This window comes from Candidatus Brachybacter algidus, assembly GCF_016707225.1.
Classification (GTDB): Bacteria; Bacteroidota; Bacteroidia; order Chitinophagales; family Saprospiraceae; genus Parvibacillus; species Parvibacillus algidus.
On sequence record NZ_JADJID010000012.1, the window covers coordinates 1 to 16198 of the forward strand.

General features: G+C 38.0%; 12 protein-coding genes and 1 pseudogene. 3 read left to right on the forward strand and 10 right to left on the reverse strand.

Going from position 1 to position 16198, the window contains the following annotated elements:
• Positions 1–111: 111 nt before the first annotated feature.
• Positions 112–645, reverse strand: coding sequence for a DUF5672 family protein (locus IPI15_RS19355; RefSeq protein WP_287421826.1), 534 nt, complete (start codon positions 643–645; stop codon positions 112–114).
• 293 nt (positions 646–938) lie between these two features.
• On the opposite strand from IPI15_RS19355, the pseudogene yidD reads away from it, so the two are divergent.
• Positions 939–1181: pseudogene (yidD, locus tag IPI15_RS19360) on the forward strand (membrane protein insertion efficiency factor YidD).
• A 433-nt stretch (positions 1182–1614) separates the two neighbouring features.
• Here the strand turns inward: yidD and IPI15_RS19365 are convergent.
• Entirely contained in the window at positions 1615–2259 is a 645-nt protein-coding gene (locus tag IPI15_RS19365) for a vanadium-dependent haloperoxidase (RefSeq protein WP_287421828.1), read from the reverse strand.
• A 44-nt stretch (positions 2260–2303) separates the two neighbouring features.
• Positions 2304–3011: a hypothetical protein gene (locus IPI15_RS19370; RefSeq protein WP_287421829.1), complete on the reverse strand. Its 708-nt coding sequence runs from the start codon at positions 3009–3011 to the stop codon at positions 2304–2306.
• A 187-nt stretch (positions 3012–3198) separates the two neighbouring features.
• Between IPI15_RS19370 and IPI15_RS19375 the strand changes: the two genes are divergently transcribed.
• Positions 3199–6105: a T9SS type A sorting domain-containing protein gene (locus IPI15_RS19375; RefSeq protein WP_287421830.1), complete on the forward strand. Its 2907-nt coding sequence runs from the start codon at positions 3199–3201 to the stop codon at positions 6103–6105.
• Positions 6106–6284: 179 nt separating this feature from the next.
• On the opposite strand, the gene IPI15_RS19380 is transcribed toward IPI15_RS19375, so the two are convergent.
• The 5 genes from IPI15_RS19380 to IPI15_RS19400 all read right to left on the reverse strand — a co-directional run bounded on the left by IPI15_RS19380 (position 6285) and on the right by IPI15_RS19400 (position 11546).
• The gene (locus IPI15_RS19380) at positions 6285–6953 is read right to left on the reverse strand and encodes an META domain-containing protein (RefSeq protein ID WP_287421831.1); all 669 of its coding nucleotides are present in this window, start codon (positions 6951–6953) and stop codon (positions 6285–6287) included.
• Positions 6954–7262: 309 nt separating this feature from the next.
• The gene (gene lpdA / locus IPI15_RS19385; RefSeq protein WP_287402160.1) at positions 7263–8666 is read right to left on the reverse strand and encodes a dihydrolipoyl dehydrogenase; all 1404 of its coding nucleotides are present in this window, start codon (positions 8664–8666) and stop codon (positions 7263–7265) included.
• A gap of 22 nt (positions 8667–8688) precedes the next feature.
• Positions 8689–10392, reverse strand: coding sequence for a PSP1 domain-containing protein (locus IPI15_RS19390; RefSeq protein ID WP_287402158.1), 1704 nt, complete (start codon positions 10390–10392; stop codon positions 8689–8691).
• Positions 10393–10413: 21 nt separating this feature from the next.
• Positions 10414–11334, reverse strand: a complete 921-nt coding sequence (locus tag IPI15_RS19395; protein ID WP_287421832.1) for a DNA polymerase III subunit — start codon at positions 11332–11334, stop codon at positions 10414–10416.
• Positions 11331–11546, reverse strand: a complete 216-nt coding sequence (locus tag IPI15_RS19400) for a DNA polymerase III delta subunit-related protein (RefSeq protein ID WP_287421833.1) — start codon at positions 11544–11546, stop codon at positions 11331–11333. The genes IPI15_RS19395 and IPI15_RS19400 overlap by 4 nt, the downstream gene beginning before the upstream one ends.
• A gap of 429 nt (positions 11547–11975) precedes the next feature.
• Here IPI15_RS19400 and htpG point away from each other — a divergent pair, with 429 nt between their 5' ends.
• Positions 11976–13853, forward strand: coding sequence for a molecular chaperone HtpG (htpG, locus tag IPI15_RS19405; protein ID WP_287421834.1), 1878 nt, complete (start codon positions 11976–11978; stop codon positions 13851–13853).
• Between the two features lie 601 nt (positions 13854–14454).
• On the opposite strand, the gene purQ is transcribed toward htpG, so the two are convergent.
• Together purQ and IPI15_RS19415 are read right to left on the reverse strand one after the other, a co-directional pair.
• Entirely contained in the window at positions 14455–15156 is a 702-nt protein-coding gene (gene purQ / locus IPI15_RS19410) for a phosphoribosylformylglycinamidine synthase subunit PurQ (RefSeq protein ID WP_287402154.1), read from the reverse strand.
• Between the two features lie 21 nt (positions 15157–15177).
• Complete coding sequence (locus IPI15_RS19415) at positions 15178–16152, reverse strand: DUF6427 family protein (RefSeq protein ID WP_287421835.1); 975 nt, start codon at positions 16150–16152, stop codon at positions 15178–15180.
• Positions 16153–16198 lie beyond the last annotated feature (46 nt).

The following is a 16198-nucleotide window of genomic DNA, read 5'->3' on the forward strand; positions in this document are numbered from 1 at the left end:
TTGACCGATTTTACTAAAATACTTGAGTGCTGATATGTATGTTTATTTAAGTTGTTTTGAAGTTATTTGCACAATAACATTTGGGCCTCTTATATATTCTTTCTTAATTATCTATTCCATATATTTCCTCCAAAATTCCATGCCATACCTTTCATAAGCATGCACTGTGAATGGGATCTCCCCTCCGATCATTTCTATCGCTTGCTCAGGTTCCATTTCTATGCAGAAACGCAACGCTTCTTTAATCCCTGGCTTTTTTATTTTTACAAAAGGAAGTTTGGCGACCAATAGCCATATAAAGTCTTCATTTTTTTTGATCAGCGCATAAATCAAAGATGCAACATTACTTAATTTGATAAATGTCTTCGTCCGCCGCAGACTCACTCCGCCATTCCCTATTTCTCCTTTCATGATCGGGAAAAGTTCTATCCATACCTTCGCCTTCGTTTGTTCCGGCTTCCAGAGCCAAGGTGAACCGATATAATCATAACCCTTACTACACCACATATCCAATTCATCTCTGAATACCCATGCGTCATTCTGCATGATGAAGATATATTCAAAGTCCTCGAATGTTCTGTAAAACCATTTGGCACAAAGCATTTTATTGTAAGCTGCAATGCCCTTAAAGTGTTCGGCATGCATTCTCAATGATCTGCTCTTCTTTAAACCCAATTCCTGGTACTCTCAGTAGTCAATATTTTCCAGGGCCAATGATACGTATCGGATGATTCCCAGGAATCTTTAAAGTCTGTACCATTGACCTTTTTCCTCCTCTGAAGATATTGTTTTGTAAACAGGTATGAGGACAATTACTTTATTCAACATGATAATTTGTCGTAAAAATATGAATTTTAACCATTGTATTCTAAATGCTTCAGATCGGACTTCCTTTTAGGAAAAACTATTTTTAAAATTAGGTTGTTGGTAGAAAGTATATGAATGCAATCGGAAAGATATTGGTAAAAATATTGATACTGCCCATCAGGCTCTACCAACTAACACTGAGCCCACTCCTCGGCGCCAATAAGTGCCGTTATCAACCAACTTGTTCGCATTATGCCATCGACGCTCTTAGAGAATGGGGAATTTTCAAGGAGGTTGGCTTGCATTAAAACGCATGTTTCAGCTGTCATCCATGGGGTGGATATGGTTTTGATCCGGTACCGAAGAAGAAGTAGAATAGTATGACCGTATATAGTATTAAAAGGAGTATTATAGAGTTTAGCAGGGATAAGGTCTTGCCCTTGTCCTTCTTTTGAGAGTAAAATATAGTTAAGTTGTGTGTATTTGTACAAATAATGTACAAAAGGTATACATTTGACTAGTTTCTTTACAAATAATTACGAATTTTGCAATTCTGTAATATGCAAATAAAGTTTGGACAACGACTTTCAGTTCTCAGGTTTTATCAAATTTTGGGCAATTATGACATATGTGTTCGTTTCATGTGTATAACTTGCTAAAAATCAAAATGCGCCCTTCTAATATCAAATTGTAAAAAATTATCTGTAAGCCAATTTGATAATACACAATTATAGTTGTTTTAGGTGAACAGTCGACTTTTTAATGTGCCAAAGCGCTAAAGTGATAATGCATTAATGCGCTAATATCCTACTTCTTAAATTGCATCTTGTTCACCTCCACAGCTATTTGAGCCCCAAGAAGTAATCCGGCATCGCCATCCTCTTGCAAATGAACGCCTAGCGGCATCCTCGAATAAGCAACTTCCTTTGCCATTGAACTAAAGCTGTAAAAAGTTCTCGGATCACTTCTGAATTCCAGTCTGCCTTCATGACATCTGTCAGTGAGCGTGTATTGATCTCCAAATATTTCAGCTAAAACCCCTGCTGTAGCAGCGCCATAGGTAGCGTGCTCTGATGGGTAAGATGGATCCTGAGGTGTATAATATTTGCCGAGGAGATCCGGAGTAAGTATAGTGTTCCAGTTAGCATCAATATTCTCACGGATATAATCAACCGGTCTTAGAACATTGTACTTGTATTTATTTTGCCATGCTCCAATACCGGCATCACAAAGTGCAATTGAAACTTTGGCATAAATCATAGCTGCATCAGCCATGTTTGAATTCTCTTGTTTGATCACCTGACCGGCGATAGCAGCCCATCTTCCGGCAGGAGTAAATGTAACTGTAGAAAAATCATCACTCCAGAATTCAGCCATCCAATAGTCTTCAGATTGCTTATTGTTTCTAATACTCTCAGTTAATTCACGTACATATTTAGCCTGCTTGTACATCGGTGATTCAGGATCGGTGCTATACTCGAAAGGAGCGGGTATATCTAAGGAAGCTCCTTAGAAACAAAATTTCTTACATTTCCCCAATTAGGTAATATGGGAGCCGAAAAGTCAGGATAGGTAGGTTTATAAAATCCTTCACCTAACGGTAGTACATAATTAGGATCCGTTATATTTCTGTATGCTTCGCTTCCTACAACATCCGTTTTGGACCATTCATATATAGTACTCGCTATTGATTGGCCAAATTCTATAGATCTTGCTATGATAGATGGATCGATCTGAGCTGAATATTCTTTGTGTAATTTGTCATACAATTGTATTACTTGCAACTGCTGCTCGATTGGAGCCGTCTTGTAATAATGTTGTATAGAAAATTTATATGCACTGTTCATCACTACCGGCCAGAAATATGATTCTTTAGGTTGAATTTTAGGCATTAAGATCTGAAGATATTTGTCAGCTATAGAATTAAATTCATTCGGCATGGCCTGAACAATAGATTCGTATGCGGCAAGGTTAGTATATGCTAATGTTCTGGCAGCGATGGGAGACTTGTAACCTGGCGTATATCGCTCCAAGTCCTGCATTTGTGCATTCCAGGAAAGTGCAATTTCGTTGCTGTAATTAGTTGGGTTTTCGAATAAGGGCTTTATGTTTAAGTCACCTTCTTCTTTCACGCATTGGCTAAAAATAAGGGAAATCAACAATAATATAAAGAATTGGCCTGAGAATTGTAAAAGGTTACGCATCAAGAAAATGGATTATAGTGTTAAAATTTGCTAGCAAAAGTAATAATAATTTTCTTTATTCAAAATGTTAATTCACAATGACTTGTAAAACGTCCCTTGTAAATGTTATATTTTCGCAAGAATGAAAATCAGTCGAATAATTGTTTTTATATTTGTTCCCTTGGATAAAACTAAATCCCAACAGTATATGAACCTATTTACAAAAAAATTCTACGTACTATCCGCCATAGCGCTCATCATAGCATCCCTAACTGCATGGGTAGACGATCCACCTAATTATCATACCGGAGCTCCCGGGGAACTCACTTGTGGATCATGTCACATAGCACCAACGAGCAATGCATCGACAGGTCTGATAGAAATAGTTGGATTGCCTGATACCTTGAGCCCTGATACGGACTATCCGATTACAATCAGAATGACTAAGACTTTCGGCACAGCTTCGCAGGCCGGCTTTCAGATGACACTCATCAATGAGCGACTTGAAAAAATGGGCACATTCAGCAATCCATCTCCAGGTTCAGCAGTCTCTGTCCAAAATTATAGAGATTATTTTGAACATAGGCCGGCCGCAATTTTCCCTGCAAATAATGTTGTAGAATGGTCTATCAACTGGCATTCACCTAAAGAAGAAGAAGCCTTTAGCCAAAATATTAAAATATATTCTACAGGATTACTCGGAAATGCAGATTCCAGCATCACGGGAGATGTAGCAATTGGTACTTTCAAAACTTATTATTTTAAATCTCCTTACACAAAAATTGGTGCTTCTTTCAGTTCTAGTCCTGTGACCTGCAGTGGCGGAAATGACGGTTATGTCAATGTCACTGTAGTTGGCGGCAGAGCTCCATATAAATATAGATGGAATACAGGAGATACCACAAAAAATATAGAAGGATTGAAAGCAGGATCATATGGCCTGACAATCACTGATGACGGCATTGATACTTTTTATAATAACGTCACTGTGAATCAACCATTTCCTGTATTCGGTACGATCATAAAGACTGATATACCTTGCAATTCAACTGTGTCTGCTGAGGCTATTGTCGTGCCAAGTTCCGGGGTGCCTCCTTATACTTTTCTATGGTCAAACGACCAAACTGGCAACACAGCATCATTTGATTCTCCGGGACAGAAATTCGTGACTATTACAGATGCAAATCTATGCACTTATGTAGCATCCACCTCAATCATAAAGAAAGGTGATTTTACCGCCTCAACTACGAATATTGACAATGTCAAATGCAATGGAGGAAGCACAGGAGCAGCTACCGTGATCACTTCCATTCCTTTTCCGACATCTTATCTTTGGTCTAATGGTGCAGGCACAGCCACAGTCGTTGGACTTAGTGCCGGAGAATATAGTGTGACCGTGTCCGATGTCGATGGTTGCGAAGCCAGAGCCACAGCCACTATCCTGGAACCAACGAATATAAAAGTGAGTACGAATGTTGTCAATCAACCAAGCTGTCAGGGAAGCTACAATGGCTTATTAAGTATTTTCGCAGATGGAGGAGTACCTCCATATACATATGAATGGGAGAATGGTACTACTTTGAAGACGATAAGTTCTCTGATAGCAGGTGATTACTCAGTCACTGTGACAGATGCATTTGGGTGCACTGTCGCAGATACACTTACACTTTCAGAGCCTGATCCTATTGCTGCAGATATCGATTTTCTCAATGAAAGTGGCCCGGGTCTTAATAATGGAAAAGCAAATATTATCGCAACCGGGGGAACAGCTCCTTATACCTTTACCTGGTCCGATGGCCCGGTGAGCAAAGACAGGAGTAATCTTAAGCCGGGATATTACACGATCACTATTACTGATGTCAAAGGCTGCAATGCATTGACTTCATTATATATCTATCCATACAATTGCACACTTGTGGTAAATGATGCGCTGATTGAAAATATTGATTGCAATGGTGACAATTCCGGAAGTATCGCACTAGATGTATCAGGAGGAACAGCTCCTTATGTATATTCATGGTCAAATGGCAATCAAGATCAAGACTTAAATAATGTTAAATCCGGAAAATATACCGTTACTATTACCGATAATGCCGGATGTGTGACGCATGGATATTTCAATATCAATCAACCACCTCCATTTAAGAAAATATTAAATGTGACTGATGTGACTAATCCTGATTTTGTGGATGGGGAAGTTAAATTTATATTTTCTGGAGGAGTGCCTCCGTATACCTTGATATTTGATGTGGCTGATACTATTTCCTCTTACACGGGTATAGTAACATTTGATAATTTATTCAATGGATTGCACAGTTATTCAGTGACAGATGCTAACGGGTGTAATTTTTCAGAATTTTTTATAATAAATGTAGAAGGATGTCTGCTCAGACCGGGCAACCTGGTGATCCAGGATGTAAAATGCTATGGAGACACTGATGGTGCCATCTGCCTTAGTGTTCAGAATGCTACTGGCGCATATTCTATATTTTGGGATGATGAATCCAGTGAACTTTGCAGATTAAACCTTTCTGCAGGTAAATATAATGTGCACCTTTCTGATGAAGCCGGTTGTCAAAGTCTTGATACGTTCACGATTAAACAACCTTCTGCAATAAGACAAGTAAATGCAAATCTAATCAAACCGGATTTTGGTGAAAACAATGGTTCAATAAGTGTAGTAAATGCCGGAGGAATCCCAACATATATTTATAGATGGTATAAAGATGGCGCACTATTTCCAGGCAATGAATCAGCGTTGTTAAATATTGGAGCAGGCATGTATTTCTATGAAGTTATTGATGGCAATGGTTGTTTGTTCGTTTCTGACACTATAAACTTAGAAAATCTACCACTCGCTACCGGAAGGATAAAAACCCATCAAATCAACATAGCACCCAATCCGACCAATAGTTTGATTACTTTGTCCACTGGAAAGACAATTAATGGAGAGATCACTATTGTAAATGCATTGGGACAAATTGTTAAGACAGATAAATTTACAAATCAAGATAAAAAGCAACTTGATGTAAGTTCTCTAAGTTCCGGAATATATGGTATTCTGATAAAATCCGAAAAGGAAGTTTATAGTGGAAGAATTGTTAAAATTGACTAGACGGTAAATAATAAGACAATATGTCTTTGATTGGTATAAAAAGAGAGGCTTGATATAAAAATCGGCCTCTTTTTTTATTTATGATATTGTACTGACGAATTCACAAAACTTAAAATCAAAGGATCTATTCGTTCATGATCAGAGTTCAAAGCTGGCTGAAATAAGCTATAAGAAGTTATTCACTTTTCAACTTTAGAGACAACCCTTATCAGTTCATAATTTGTTTTCTTTGAAGTACCTTCTCCTAGTATTGTCGTCTTCATTTCAATGTTGTAAATATATCCAGGGACAAAACTAAAACCTGCAATTTTTTCAATATAAATATTGGTTTGCGAGACAAAATCATGCAGTTTAAGATACTTCCGCCCTCCCTTGTTGTAATAAACAGGATCAACTTTATAAGACCTTTTAATAATAGTAGACTCCTCCCCGTCAGAAATAATTTTTGCAAAGACCAGTCGGGCTATAGAACCATTATAAAAAGTAAGATAATTACCAGATATTTTGTAGGATGTATGATTTCTAAGCGTTGAGATAAAGTTTTTTGCGACTGTGAGTTTTTCTTTTCCAACACAACTTTTCTTACCGGGTGAAGTAATACTTTTGATGGTAATTTTATTGTAGCCGACTACTATTTGACAATTAATGTCTGAACAACCATCGTTTCCAATCATTTCTGAAAGATCATCTGCGAATGTCAATGTTGCTCTATGATTAACAGTACGCAATTTATTGTCATAATTACATTGAACCAAACGCCATTGAGTTCCTGATAGCGCAGACAGCTCAACATGTGCATTTTGCTTACTAAGCAAAAAGAAGGAAATAAATAGTTGGAAGAATAACATCAATTATTATTTGATTTCATCAATAATAACGGTAATGCCCAATAAATATTTTGAGAGATTCAGCTGAGTTATCAGCTGAACAAAACTTTAAATATTCCTTTTGTTAAATACTAAAGGTTGAAAGTATTTTATATCCTTGATTATAAAAAGGCCAGATCGCTTTAGTATTTTCTGAATTGTCCTTTTTACCGAACACAATCATCGGAGTTTCCCCGCCTCCGTAACACTGTGTCGGGCGAGATTCTGATTTCTGACCTCTGACTTCTGACTTGACCTCTGATTTCTGATTTCTGATTTCTGATTTCTGAGTTAAATATTCAGCGCTCTTTTTCCCGTAGCGTCTAATGCCGCTTCTTTGAATGCTTCGGAGTATGTAGGATGCGCATGCGATATAATTCCAATATCCTCTGCTGATGCCCTATATTCCATTGCCACCACCGCTTCTGCTATCAAATCAGCCGCACGTGGTCCTATCATATGAACACCGAGTATTTCATCTGTAGTTTTATCGGCAAGCACTTTAACGAAACCGGCCTCATCGCCACTTGCTTTAGCTCTGCCAAGGGCTTTAAATGGAAATTTACCAACTTTATATTCTACTCCACGATCCTTTAATTGAGCCTCTGTTTCGCCAACTGCAGCTACTTCAGGCCAGGTATATACTACGCCAGGAATAAGATTGTAATTAATATGCGGACGCTGGCCCGCTATAGTTTCAGCCACAAATACGCCTTCTTCTTCAGCTTTGTGAGCCAACATAGCACCTTTTACAACATCTCCAACGGCGAATATATTCGGAACAGTCGTCCTTAAATGACCATCTACGTCTATTCTGCCTTTTTCATCCACAAGAACTCCTGCTGCTTCAGCATGCAACCCATCAGTATAAGGTCTTCTGCCAATGGCTACTAAACAATAATCAGCATCGATCTTCTTGACTTCTTCCTGACCATTTTGCTTGAATTCTACGGTAACCTTATTTTTAGTTGATTTGACTGTTGTAACCGCATGATTTAAATGGAAGGTGAATCCCTCTTTCTTCAAAACTTTTTGTAGTTCTTTTCCACAGTCCATGTCCATGGTTCCGATACACTTATCTGTAAATTCTACCACATCGACTTTGGTACCTAATCTTGCATATACTGAGCCCAGTTCAAGGCCTATGACACCAGCACCAATGACAACCATTGATTTCGGTATCTCACCCAATGATAAAGCTTCTGTAGATGTGATTACTCTTTTTTTGTCGTAATTGAATGCTGCTGGAGTGATAGGTTTAGAACCTGTTGCGATTACAAAATATTTACTCTCGAGCATTAGATTTTCACCTGCGTCATTCACTACATTAATGGAGTTCGCATTGATAAAGCTACCAATACCCTGAAGTACTTCAATTTTATTTTTAGACATCAGGTAGGAAACACCTTTTGCAACAGTATCAACGACACCTTTCTTCCTTTCAAACATTTTAGCTGCATCCATATTCACTTCTCCGGTAGAAATACCATGATCCATGAAATGATGAACTGCATTAAAATAATGCTCAGATGAGTCAAGCAATGCTTTAGAAGGAATGCATCCAACGTTGAGGCAAGTGCCTCCCAATGACTTATATTTTTCTACAATAGCTGTCTTTAAACCAAGCTGTGCACATCGAATAGCACAAATATAACCACCTGGGCCAGAGCCAATCACTACGACGTCGTAAGACATAAAAAACGTTTTTTTAATTTAATTAATCTTTAGGTGTTGTAGGATCATTCTCCCCTCCACCAGGTTTAGCAGGCCTGTTAGGTCGATTATTGCGTCTATTGTTATTCCTCTTTTTATTAGGATTCTCGGGACGCGGACCTTGCGAAGCATTTTCTATTCCGCCATTGTTTTCATTAACTGGAGGAGTTTGCCCTCCGGATAACGGGAATATAACATTTTTATTTGCTTCAGGTTTATTCTCGGAACGATTTTCAGGCCGTGAACCTTCATGTTTTCTATCTGGTCGCTTTTCATTAGGTCCTCTTTCAGGTCTCTTTCCTTCAGGCCATTTATCAGGACCATTTTCTTTGGGACTTCTGTCAGGACGTGGACCACTTGGTCTTGCATCAGGTCTTTTATCGTCAGGGCCTCTTTCAGGACGAGGGCCATCCGGCCGGCGTTCCGGTCTATTTTGATTAGATCTTTGCTGATTCTGTGGCCTTTTGTTTTCATCTTTTCGTGGGCCGTTTTCCTTGCGTTCTCCATCACGCTGATTGCGCGTATTGCCTTCAGGTCTAGCCTGTCTATCAGGTCTTGGCTGACCTTCCGTTCTGCCGCTTCCTTCACCTCGGCCTTTATTTTTTTTCTTAGCTTTTCTTCTCTCTTCCGGCAATTCAATATGACCTGTAAGATCCTCTGACTTCATGTGATCGATATCTTCCAGATATTCTACTCTTGTAGATACAATATCTTCAGGTATCTTTCCTCTTGATATATCCTTTTGCATTGCTACTACTTCATCTACCGTCATAGTGATGAAAGCTTCGCGACCTTTTTTATCTTTTTTGATGTAGAACATCAATTTCTTAAAAATATCTGTTTTGATCAGTTTAGCATACCCACCTGCGTATTGAAGATTGTCCGCATTAGTAGGAAAATCTTCCAATGCTTCCATATAGACATCCAACTCATAATTCAGGCAACATTTTAGGCGACCACATTGACCGGATAATTTTGCCTGATTGATTGAAAGGTTTTGATACCTCGCTGCATTGGTAGTCACTGATTTATAATCTGTAAGCCATGTGGAGCAGCATAATTCACGACCACACGACCCTAAACCACCTATTCTGGATGATTCCTGTCGTGATCCTATCTGGCGCATTTCTATCTTAACACGAAATTCTTTTGCAAAATGTCTGATGAGCTCCCGGAAATCCACTCTTCCGTCAGCTGTATAAAAGAAAGTAGCTTTCTTCATATCTGCTCGAAACTCAACATCACCGATCTTCATATCTATACCTAACATGGCCGATATGGCTCTTGCTCTGACCATTGTGTCCCGGTCATTACTTCTTGCTTGTACCAATTTGTCTACATCCTGTTGAGAAGCGACTCTCATGACTGATCTTACTGCAGTATTAATATCCACAGACTTTTTCTTCATCTGTAGTGGCACCAGAGCGCCTTTGAGTGATATCTCACCCACATCATAACCTCCATCTGCCTCAACCACAACAGTATCACCAGTCTCGGCTTGTAGCATGTTCTGAAGTTTAAAGAAAGCTTTGTGGGCGCCATTTCTAAAGCTTACTTCGACAAGATTTACCTCCGATGGATCCTCAAGCTCCATGGTTGAAAGCCAGTCGTAAGTATTTAATTTATTACATCCTCCGGAGTCACAACCTCCATTGGATCTGCATCCTTTGGATTTGTCTCCGTCTGTACCGCAACTTGTGCAAGCCATTTTGTTTTTATTTAGAGAAATCTATGCTAAAAACCGCTTTCCCTGAAACAACCTGTGGATATGTCCAGAGGTGTACATGAGTTGCATTTTCGCATTGCAATTTCTTTCAGTTAAGTAAATTTCTCTGTCCAGGATCTGTATCAACTCCTCAATACTTTCAAAACTCAACAGTGGACAAAGTTTGGAAGCGATATCAACCATTTTTTCAGGTAGATTGATCTCATTTTTTCCAAAATTATATTTAATTTTTATCATCTCTTTTACGAAATGAATGCCAAATTTAAGAATATATTTCTGAACTTCCCTTGTATATGTGGCAAAGTGGTCAACCCATTTGATTATTTCTATGTGTTGGAAGGAATAACATAGCCTCAACCACTCTACGAAGATGTCATTTTTTTCAAGATTATTTTCATTAAAAAGTGACAGCGCTTCAATCATATTACCATTGGCGAGGTAAGATGCCATCTGAGCTTCCTCATTATTTTTGTGAAAAAAAGAAGTCAGAACAGTTTTAACGCCTTCCTGATCCATTTCTTTAATTTTAAAAAGTTGACATCTGGACATGATCGTCGGTAACAATCGTTCGGTATCTTCTGCCACAAGGATAATGTAAGTATCTGCAGGTGGCTCTTCCAGTATCTTCAATAACCTGTTACTTTCCTTGCCAAGGTATTCAGGCATCCACAAAAGTAATACTTTACGATCCGATTCGAATGGTTTCATCTGAAGTTTCCTGGTGATCTGCAGACACTCAAAAGCATTAATATTGGGTTGCTTTCCTCCGGCATCCTGCGCTTGTGACCATTCATAAACGTTCATGTATGGGTTGGCCTTGAAGGTTTTCTTCCAATCCATTAGAAAATCATCTGCCTGGAAATCCCCCGTACCTGATTTCACAAATGGAAAGGAGAACAAAATATCCGGATGTGTAAATGTCATTGACTTTTACAGGAATTACACACATTGCAAAGCCCTTCAGTTTCTCTATTCTCGCACATTAGCATTCTGGCTACGACGTAAGCAAAGTGTAATTTCTCATTGCCTTCGTTTCCTAAGAATAAGGTAGCATGAGGAAAATGATCGTTGTGAACCATCGTCATCACTTCGCTCTTCAAAGCATCTAATCCTTGTATATCTTCGAGTCTGAACATAAATGTAATTGTGGTAAAAGTAGTTAAAATATCAGTAATCAGTAATCAGTAATCAGTAATCAGTAATCAGTAATCAGTAATCAGTAATCAGTAATCAGTAATCAGTAATCAGTAATCAAAAAGTCCACCTTTGCAAGCAGAGTTCCTTCTCTGAGATAATTATAACATTCTTTATTCCTTATTTTGAAAAACGAAGTCCGTTTCCACAAATGAGCCATTAGCCATAAGCCATTGGCCATCAGCAATAAGTAATCAGTAATATGTAATACGTAATAAGTAATAAGCTAAACCCAAAAACATTCGCAAATCCTCATTATTCGCCTCATTTTCAATTTTCAATTTTCAATTCCCTCATACCTTGCCATTTTGTCACTTCCTCCGTATTGGAACAATATTTGACAAAGGAAGAGTAATCAAACAAATGTAATAATGGAAAAAGGACAAATAACGGTTAATACCGAAAACATCTTCCCGATAATAAAACAGTTTTTATACTCCGAACAGGAGATATTCTTACGTGAACTAATTTCAAATGCAGTAGATGCAACATCCAAACTAAAAACGCTCTCTTCCAAAGGAGTTGCGAAAGGAGAGTTAGGAGATCTGACTATCGAAATCATCCCTAACAAAGAAGCCAGAACACTTACTATAAAGGACAAAGGGATAGGGCTGACCTCAGAAGAAACAAAGAAATATCTTAACCAAGTAGCATTTTCAAGTGCTCAGGAATTTCTTGAGAAATATAAAGACGATGCAAACATCATTGGGCATTTTGGTCTTGGGTTTTACTCAGCATTTATGGTAGCTGACAAAGTTGAAGTCAACACATTATCTTATCAGGAAGATGCTGAACCTGTCATTTGGTCATGTACAGGTGATACAAATTTCGAAATCAACGCTTCAGAAAAAACTGATCGTGGCACAGAAATCATCCTGCACTTGAGTGATGATGCAATGCAATATGCCGAAGATGATAAGTTGCAAGAATTGCTAAACAAATATTGCAAATTCCTTCCGGTGCCAATTAAATTGGGCATGAAGAAGAAAACAATTTCTGAAGGAGAAGGAGAAGAAAAAACCGATCGCGAGATTGAAGTTGCAAATATTATAAACAATACAAATCCACTTTGGAAAAAATCACCTTCTGAGCTTTCAGAGCAAGATTATATCAACTTCTACAAAGAACTATATCCATACAGCAGTGATCCACTTTTCTGGATCCACCTCAATATTGACTACCCGTTCAACCTGACAGGAGTACTATATTTTCCTAAGATCGAGACCAATTTTGACATTCAGAAAAACAAGATCCACCTTTATTCCAATCAAGTATTTGTGACGGATGATGTCAAGGAGATTGTTCCTGAGTTTCTGATGTTGCTACATGGAGTGATAGATTCTCCTGATATTCCGTTGAATGTTTCCAGATCTTATCTTCAGGCAGATAGTCATGTGAGAAAGATCTCAGGTTACATAACTAAAAAGGTGGCTGAGAAGTTGAATGACTTATTCAAGCAAGATCGTGCAGGCTTTGAGGCTAAATGGCCAGATATCGGAACCTTCATTAAATATGGTTACTTGTCTGATGATAAATTTGAGGAGAAAGTAAGCGGATCAATTCTATTAAAAAACACAGATGGCCAATACTTCACCATCGATGAATATAAAGAAAAGATCAAGGACAATCAAACTGATAAAGATGGTAAAATCACTGTCCTCTACAGCAATGTGTTGAACGACCACCATTCATATATTCAGGCTGCCAAAACTAAAGGATATGATGTCCTTGAAATGGACCAAGTCATCGACAATCACTTTATCCAGCATTTGGAGTACAAAAAAGGGGATTTTGTATTCAAAAGAATTGACTCCGATGTTACTGATCACCTGATTTCTTCTGACGAGACAATTCCTGAACTATTATCAGAATCTGAGATCAAGTCGATAGAGGAATTGTACAAAAATGTATTGAAGGACAGTATGAATAAGATAGAAGTCAAGCCACTTTCTTCTGATGTACAGCCTGTACAGATCGTTAAACCTGAGTTTATGAGAAGGATGACTGAAATGCAAATGTTGCAGGGTCATTCAATGGGAAAGATGCCGGAGATGTACACCATTGTCATCAACTCTAACCATCCACTGATAGCTAATAAGTTATTGAAAATGGAAGACAATGCTGCACAGGAAAACATGGCGAAAAACTTATATGACCTTGCAAGATTGAGCCAGCAAATGTTGACTGGAGCTGATCTGACGAATTTTATCAATAATAATTTGGTACAAATGTCAGAAACAAGTATATAGATCGAGTAGATCGAAGATTTAGAGGCCGTTGAAGATGTTTCAGCGGCTTTTTTTTTTGAGAAATTAGAAATTAGAAATTAGAAATTAGAAATTAGAAATTAGAAATTAGAAATTAGAATGAAATGCCGTGGTTGGGATTATGGTTCCGTTCTTATTACAATTTAATGCCAATTACTCATTACCCTTTTTCAGAATCACAGATTTTAAAAGGATTTGGATGATTACACGGATGATACACAATCTAAATGATCTGGTCAATCGTAAAATTTGGGAATTTGGAAATTTGGGCATTTAGCAAACAGCTTTCGCAATTTGCTGAAGGGAAACGACCTTTCAGGCCTCTATATTTGGTAAGAAAGGACGAAGCATATTACTGATTACTCATTACCCTTTTTCTGAATCACGGATTTAAAAGGATTTGGATGATTACACGGATTAGGTAACTCTAAGATGATTTTGTGATTTACAACTTAGAAGTTAGAATGAGGCCGAGATTTATACTATTATTCCATTCATTACTCATCACCCTATTACTCATTACCTATTACTCATTACCCATCACCTGATCACACATCACCCTATCACCCGATCACCCGATCACTCAAACTCCCACTCCCGCCATCAGCCCTTCCAATATTCTCAATCCGTCACTATTGCCAAGAATATCTTCTGCAGCACGCTCAGGATGCGGCATCATGCCAAACACGTTACGTCCTGAATTACATATTCCTGCTATGTTATGTAGAGCTCCGTTGAAGTTGCTCTCTTCGTTGATATTGCCATTTTCATCACAATATTTGAAAAGGATCTGATCGTTGGCGATTAATTCCTGAAGAGTCTCATCTGAAGCGTGAAAGCGCCCTTCTGCGTGTGCAATTGGTATTTTCAATACATCTCCTTCATTTAATCGACCAGTCAGAATAGTGTTGCCTGTTTCTGTTCTTAGGTGAATGTTTTTACAAATAAATTTTTGATCTTTATTTCTCAAAAGTACACCTGGTAATAAGTGTGATTCGCAGAGTATCTGAAAACCATTGCAAACGCCAAGTACTTTACCACCAGCATTTGCAAAATCTATCACTGAAGCCATTACATTAGAAAATCTTGCGATCGCGCCACACCTCAGATAATCGCCATAGGAAAAACCTCCCGGCAAAACAATCCAATCCTCTTTAGTAAAATCTTCCGGTATTACATCCTTATGCCAGATCTCTCTCGTCTCTATTCCCATCACATTGCTGAGTGCATGAATCATGTCATGATCACAATTAGAACCTGGAAAAACTACAACACCTGCCTTCATATAAATTAAAATTATAAATTTTTAAAGTAAAATATATTGAAATAAAAATGAGATGCTAATTAATATGAGATGCATCATATCTGCGATCAGCTTATTTGAAATCAATAACATAGAGTATCCAAGCAAAATACCCATCGGAACCGCTATGATCAGAAAATGGTCCAACCTGATACCGGACTGGAAGCTAAAAGTGATAAGGGGCAATAGCATGAACCAAAGAAGTACGTCCACCTTACGCATGGCATGTACATTATTCTTTCGACCATAATTGCTGTAATTTAATACAGTCAATAATAATAAAAACACCAGGATGGCCAATTTAATGTAAAGAATATAATTGACATTGGCCGCCCAATCAAGCCATTTAATATTCTCCGGAAATTTCATCAGAAAATCAGGCAGTCGACCCATCCAAAAATAATATGTACCACCTAAAAATATAGGTATCACAAATCCTAAGAAGTATTGCACCCTCTCAATAAATCTGAACGATCTTACTATCAGAAAACCAACAAAGCATGAAATAAAAAAAATACAGTAACTAAAATCGAAAAGCATAGCTGTGCTGACGAATAGCCCGGCATTGAAAACGTCCCCGCTTTGACCTGATTTTTTATATGAACTAAAAACATTAAACAATGCAAGAATAACAAAAGTATTGGCCATCAAAGCAGGCGATAGATAATTGAAATCCGGAAACATGGTACAAATAAAAATGTAGAATAATCCCGGAAACAAACTACTCTCTCTGGTAATTCTGTTATTATTGACCATCACATTGATGAGGATGGCCTGAATAAATATCAACAATGTGCCGGTGATCTGCGCCACCATGCTCGTATAACCGATAGCATTATAAACAATATCACTAAATGCTGAGCTGGACAACGGCGTCCAGTTGGTCTCCCCTATGAAGGATGGTATCCTTAATAGCACACAATAAAAAAACAAGAGAATGTAGCCAAGGGGCTGATCCTTTCTGAATAATTCTAACACAGAGGTTATTTTACGATTCGATGGCGCAAAGGTATAATTTTCTGAT

What these genes read in the sequence shown, in the direction of transcription:
- IPI15_RS19355 (WP_287421826.1), bottom strand. Translation starts at nt 645, where the DNA reads ATGCATGCCGAACACTTTAAGGGCATTGCAGCTTACAATAAAATGCTT.
- IPI15_RS19365 (WP_287421828.1), bottom strand. Translation starts at nt 2,259, where the DNA reads ATGTACAAGCAGGCTAAATATGTACGTGAATTAACTGAGAGTATTAGA.
- IPI15_RS19370 (WP_287421829.1), bottom strand. Translation starts at nt 3,011, where the DNA reads ATGCGTAACCTTTTACAATTCTCAGGCCAATTCTTTATATTATTGTTG.
- IPI15_RS19375 (WP_287421830.1), top strand. Translation starts at nt 3,199, where the DNA reads ATGAACCTATTTACAAAAAAATTCTACGTACTATCCGCCATAGCGCTC.
- IPI15_RS19380 (WP_287421831.1), bottom strand. Translation starts at nt 6,953, where the DNA reads ATGTTATTCTTCCAACTATTTATTTCCTTCTTTTTGCTTAGTAAGCAA.
- lpdA (WP_287402160.1), bottom strand. Translation starts at nt 8,666, where the DNA reads ATGTCTTACGACGTCGTAGTGATTGGCTCTGGCCCAGGTGGTTATATT.
- IPI15_RS19390 (WP_287402158.1), bottom strand. Translation starts at nt 10,392, where the DNA reads ATGGCTTGCACAAGTTGCGGTACAGACGGAGACAAATCCAAAGGATGC.
- IPI15_RS19395 (WP_287421832.1), bottom strand. Translation starts at nt 11,334, where the DNA reads ATGACATTTACACATCCGGATATTTTGTTCTCCTTTCCATTTGTGAAA.
- IPI15_RS19400 (WP_287421833.1), bottom strand. Translation starts at nt 11,546, where the DNA reads ATGTTCAGACTCGAAGATATACAAGGATTAGATGCTTTGAAGAGCGAA.
- htpG (WP_287421834.1), top strand. Translation starts at nt 11,976, where the DNA reads ATGGAAAAAGGACAAATAACGGTTAATACCGAAAACATCTTCCCGATA.
- purQ (WP_287402154.1), bottom strand. Translation starts at nt 15,156, where the DNA reads ATGAAGGCAGGTGTTGTAGTTTTTCCAGGTTCTAATTGTGATCATGAC.